Annotated in this window: 5 protein-coding genes and 1 pseudogene; all 6 read right to left on the bottom strand. The window is 73.9% G+C overall.

All coding sequences use genetic code 11. From position 1 onward, the window contains the following. The coding region (gene recN / locus VGD70_RS21295) for a DNA repair protein RecN (protein ID WP_331083980.1) at window positions 1-1,793 on the bottom strand (1,793 nt) is incomplete at its 3' end. Window positions 1,794-1,862: 69 nt separating this feature from the next. After that, on the bottom strand, window positions 1,863-2,750 hold the full coding sequence (locus tag VGD70_RS21290; RefSeq protein ID WP_331083978.1) for an NAD kinase: 888 nt from the start codon (window positions 2,748-2,750) through the stop codon (window positions 1,863-1,865). Beyond that, entirely contained in the window at window positions 2,747-3,544 is a 798-nt protein-coding gene (locus VGD70_RS21285; protein WP_331083976.1) for a TlyA family RNA methyltransferase, read from the bottom strand. The genes VGD70_RS21290 and VGD70_RS21285 overlap by 4 nt, the downstream gene beginning before the upstream one ends. A gap of 3 nt (window positions 3,545-3,547) precedes the next feature. Continuing rightward, window positions 3,548-3,724, bottom strand: coding sequence for a hypothetical protein (locus tag VGD70_RS21280; RefSeq protein WP_331083982.1), 177 nt, complete (start codon window positions 3,722-3,724; stop codon window positions 3,548-3,550). 4 nt (window positions 3,725-3,728) lie between these two features. Continuing rightward, window positions 3,729-4,706: an HAD-IIA family hydrolase gene (locus tag VGD70_RS21275; RefSeq protein WP_331083974.1), complete on the bottom strand. Its 978-nt coding sequence runs from the start codon at window positions 4,704-4,706 to the stop codon at window positions 3,729-3,731. Next, a pseudogene (locus VGD70_RS21270) lies at window positions 4,703-5,260 on the bottom strand (hypothetical protein); the annotation flags it as partial. The gene VGD70_RS21275 and the pseudogene VGD70_RS21270, both read right to left, overlap by 4 nt.

The following is a 5,260-nucleotide window of genomic DNA, read 5'->3' as shown; positions in this document are numbered from 1 at the left end:
CGCTTCCGCCGCTTCCCTCCAGCGGAAGCCTTGTCCGCCTCCGCGACAGCCAACAACTCCTCGGCATGTGCCCGACCGGTCTCGGTCGAGTCCATGCCGGCCAGCATCCGCGCCAGCTCGACGACCCGATCCTTGTCGTCGACCCGCCGCACGTCACTCCGGGTGACCCCACCCCGCGCGCTCTTGTCCACGACCAGGTGCCGGTCGGCGAACGCGGCGACCTGCGCCAGGTGCGTGACCACGATGACCTGGTGACTCGTCGCCAACCTGGCCAGCCGCCGGCCGATCTCCACCGCCGCTCGGCCGCCGACACCCGCGTCGACCTCGTCGAACACCAGGGTGGGCACCGGGTCGGAGTGGGCGAGGACCACCTCGATCGCCAGCATGACGCGGGACAGCTCACCGCCGGAGGCGGCCTTGTGGACCGGCAGCGGCTGGGCGCCGTCGTGGGCGGCCATGCGCAGCTCGACCTCGTCGATGCCATCCGCGCCCGCGTGCGCCAGCACGACACCGCCGTCACCGCCGGCCACGCGCAGGGCGTACGGCTCGGTCGCCTCGGCCCAGCGCGTGCTGATGAGGACCTTGATCGTGGCCTGGCCCATCGCGAGGCCACCCAGCTCGACCGTGACCGCCTGCGCGAACCGGTCGGCCGCCAGCACCCGCAGCTCGGTGACCCGCTGCGCCCGCTCGGCCAGCAACCCGGCCAGCTCCGAACGGCGACGCTCGAGCTCGGCGAGCGCCTCCTCGGACGTGTCGAGCCCGGCCAGCCGCTGCTCGGCGTCGGCGGCCCACGCGAGCACGCCGTCGACATCGGCGGCGTACTTCCTGGTGAGCCCCTTCAGCTCGGCCTGCCGCGCCAGCACCTGCTCGAGCACGGCCGGGTCGGCGTCGAGCGACTCCAGGTAGCTGGTGAGCTCGGTGCCGACATCCGCCAGCAACGCCTCGGCCTCGGCGAGCCTGGGCTCCAGCTCCCGCAGCCGGGGATCCTCCGACGACGACAGCCGGTTGCGCGCGTCGGCGACGAGACCGAGCGCGCCCGGCGCGTCGGGATCGCCCTCGAGCGATCCGCTGACGGCGAACGCCGCCCCGGTGGCCGCCTCGCGGAGCTGGTCGGCGTCGGCGAGCCGGCGGGCCTTGGCCACCAGCTCGTCGTCCTCCCCCGGCTCGGGGTTGACGGCCTGGATCTCGGCGAGCCCGTGCCGCAGCAGGTCGGCCTCGCGCGCCATCTCGCGTGAGCGCGCCGTGCGCTCGGCCAGCTCGGTGCTGACCTGGTGCCACTCGTCGCGCAGCCGCCGGTACTCCGTGAGCGCGTTGAGCAGTTCCTCGCCGGCGAACCGGTCGAGCACGGCCCGCTGCTCCGCCGGGCGCATGAGCCGGAGCTGGTCGTTCTGCCCGTGCACCGCGATGAGCTGCTCGGACAGGTCGGACAGCACGCCGACCGGGACCGACCGGCCGCCCAGGTGGGCCCGGGACCGCCCGTCGGGCGTGACCGTGCGCAGCGCGATGAGCGCGCCGTCCTCATCGGGGTCGGCGCCCGCGTCGCCGGCGACCTTGGCCGCCGCGCTACCCGGTGGCGCGTCGAAGCGCCCCTCCACCGCGGCTCGCTGCGCGCCGCTGCGCACTCTCGACGCCTCGGCCCGACCACCTGATAACAGGTGCAGCCCGGTGACGACCATGGTCTTGCCAGCACCGGTCTCGCCGGTGACGACGGTGAGACCCGGATCCAGTTCGAGCGTGGCCTCGTCAATGACGCCGAGGCCCTCGATGCGCATTTCGGCCAACACAGCGCGCACTTTATCGGTTCTCACCGACGAAAGCCCGCACCTATCCACATGTGTGTTCGATTCGCTGGGCGAGATCGCTCAGCGGTTGCGCCAGCCCTGCACCGGCAGCTCGAACTTCTGCACCAGCCGGTCGGTGAACGGACCCTCGCGCAGCCGCACCAGCCTGGTCGGCTTCGTGCCGCCGACCACCTCGACCCGCGCGCCCGGGGGCAGCACGAACGTCCGCCGGCCGTCGCAGCACAGCACCGCGGGGTGACCGTCCGGGTCGACCTCGACCGCGACCACGGAATCGGGCGACACGACGAGCGGCCGGGAGAACATGGCGTGCGCGTTGCTCGGCACCACCAGCAGCGCCTGCACGTCCGGCCACACGACCGGGCCGCCCGCGGAGAACGCGTACGCCGTGGAGCCGGTGGGCGTCGCGCACAGCACGCCGTCGCAGCCGAACGAGGACACGGGCCGGCCGTCGACCTCGATCCGCACGTCGAGGATCCGCTCGCGGCTGCTCTTCTCCACGCTTGCCTCGTTGAGCGCCCACGTGTGCGCGAGCCGCCGCCCGGCGAGCGACGCGGTGACGTCGACGGTCATCCGGTCGTCGACCTCGTACTTCTGCGCGATGACCTGGGCGACGGCCTGCTCGAGGATGTCCGAGTCGGCCTCGGCGAGGAAGCCGACCCGGCCCATGTTGACGGCCAGCACCGGCACGCCGGCCGGGCGGGCGAGCTCGGCCGCGCGCAGCAGCGTGCCGTCGCCGCCGAGGACGAACACGAGCTCGGTGCCGGCCGCGGCCTCGGGCCCGCCGTGCACGACGGTCTGATAGCAGGAGCTGTCGAGCTGGGGCGCCTCGTCGGCGAGCACGCGCAGCTTGATGTCGGCCGCGTTGAACCAGCCGGCGACCTTCTCGGCCGTGTGCCGGGTGTCGGCCCGACCGGTGTGCACGACGAGGAGCACCTCACGTCCGGTCATTGCGGCCCCTCCCGAACGGCGGTCTCGACGAGTGCGGCGGCGTCCGGGTTCGGCTCGCCGCGACGCAACCACACGAAGTATTCGACATTTCCGGACGGGCCGGGAAGGGGGCTGGCCGTGACGCCGTGCACGCGCAGGCCGAGCGCCTCGGCTTCCGCGCCGACCGTGCGGACGGCGGCGGCCCGGAGTCCGGGGTCGCGGACCACGCCGCCGGAGCCGAGCCGGTCCTTGCCGACCTCGAACTGCGGCTTGACCATCGGCACCAGGTCGGCGTCCTCGGTGGTGCACGCCAGCAGCGCGGGGAGGACCAGGCGCAGCGAGATGAACGACAGGTCGGCGACGACGAGGTCGACCGGGCCCCGGGTCTGCTCGGGGGTGAGCGCGCGGACGTTGGTCTTGTCGAGCACGAGGACGCGGTCGTCGGTCTGCAGCCGCCAGACCAGCAGACCCCGGCCGACGTCGGCGGCGACGACCTCACGGGCGCCGCGGCGCAGGAGCACGTCGGTGAACCCGCCGGTGGAGGCGCCGGCGTCGAGCACCCGCTTGCCGCCGACGTCGATGGCGAACGCGTCGAGCGCGCCGATGAGCTTGTGCGCGCCGCGCGAGGCCCAGTCGTCGCCGACCTGTTCGCGGACCACGACGGGCGCGTCGGTCTCGACGGCGGTGGCGGGCTTGCCGGCGACGGTGCCGCGCACGGTCACCTGGCCGGCCGCGATGAGCTGCGAGGCGTGCTCGCGCGAGCGGGCGAGGCCACGGCGAACAAGCTCCGCGTCCAGCCGTGTCCGGCGGGGCACGGGTCAGTCCGTGTCGATGCGCGAGAGCGCGTCGTTGAGCGCGACGTGCACCGCGTCGAACCTGGCCACGTGCTCGGCCAGCGGAACGGTGTCGAGCCCGTCGGTGCCGGCGACGGCGGCCTCGACAGCGAGCTTGGTGGCGGCCGCCGGATCCTGGGGTGTCATGCCGTCGAACTGCACCCTGTCACGCTAGCTCATGCGGGAGGCCGAGGTGCCGCAGCGCCGCCGCCGCGTCGCCGTTCGCCGCCCGGATTTCGCCGGTGTGCGGCGTGGCGCAGAGGGCACGCAGCAGGTCGAGCGGGTCGCCGGCGCCGCGAACCACGCCGTCCTCGATCTCCCAGCCGGGCTTGGCGCCGATGCGCAGCCGGTCGGGGTCGTCGGTGACCGCGCGGACGTCGGCGGCGAGGTAGGTGGGCCGCAGGTCGCCCTCGATGAGCTCCTTGGGCGTGGAGACGCCGGAGAGGACGAGCAGCGAGTCGAGCCCGGCCGCGACGGCGCCGGCGATGTCGGTGTCGAGCCGGTCGCCGACGGCGAGCGCGTTGGTGCCGCCCGCGGCGCGCATCGCCTCGTCCATCAGCGGCGTGGCCGGCTTGCCGGCGACGACGGGCTCGAGGCCGGTGGCGGCGCGGAGGGCGGCGACGAGCGCGCCGTTGCCGGGAAGCAGGCCGCGCTCGGTGGGCAGGGTGCGGTCGACGTTGCACGCGACCCAGAGGGCGCCGGCGTTGATCGCGACGCAGGCCTCGGCCAGGTCACGCCAGCTGGTGTCCTTGCTGAGGCCCTGCACGACGGCCTGCACGTCGTCGTCGGCCGTCCTGGTCGGGGTGAGGCCGACCAGCCGGATCTCGTGCTCCAGGGCTTCCGACCCGACGACGAGGACCGTGCCGCTTGTCTTTTTGGCGACTGTCTTTTCGGCGACCACCTTGGCGGCGGCCTGCGCGCTGGTGCTGACTTCCTTGGGCTCGGCGCGGATGCCGATGTCGGTGAGGTGGCGGGCGACCTCGTCGGGCCCGCGGGAGGCGTTGTTGGTGACGAAGCGGACGGTGACGCCGGCCTGGTGGGCGGCCTCGACCGCCTCGGCGGCACCGTCGATGGCGGACTCGCCGCGGTAGACGGTGCCGTCGAGGTCGAAGAGGAGCGTGTCGTAGAGGTCGAGAAGGGTCATTCGTTTTCCCTCAGGGCGAACGCCCGCTCGGCCGCGTCGGTCTCCTCGTCGACGTCGGCCTCGGCGGCGTTGAGGAACCAGCGAATGGCGTCCTCGGTGCGACCGGCGGCCTCGAGGTTGTCGGCGTAGGCGTAGAACAGGCGAGCGCTCCAGGGCTGCCGGATCTTGGGGTCGAGGTCGGGCCCCTGGAGAGCCACGACCGCGGCGTCGAGCTGCCCCATGTCCCGCCGCGCCCCGGCGGCCACGATCTTGAGCTCGACGGCGGTGTCCTTGGGCAGGTCTCTGCTTGCCTCGGCCGCCAGGTCGAGCGCCCGCTCGGGCCGGCCGAGCGCACGCTCGCAGTCGGCCATGACCGGGAGGTGCGCCTGGCCGCCGCTCATCCGCCGGACGGCCCGCAGCTCGCCGAGGGCCTCGGCCCACTCGCCGGCGTGATAGGCGGTGAGGCCGGCGGCCTCGCGGACCAGCGACACCCGGGCCGCCCGCGACCGGGCGAAGCGCGCGTGCTCGAGAGCGAGCTCGGGGTCCTCGTCAATCAACCGCCCCGCGGCGACGAG

Source organism: Actinophytocola sp. (assembly GCF_036402745.1).
Lineage (GTDB): Bacteria > Actinomycetota > Actinomycetes > Mycobacteriales > Pseudonocardiaceae > Actinophytocola.
This window is presented reverse-complemented; position numbering and strand designations above follow the sequence as displayed.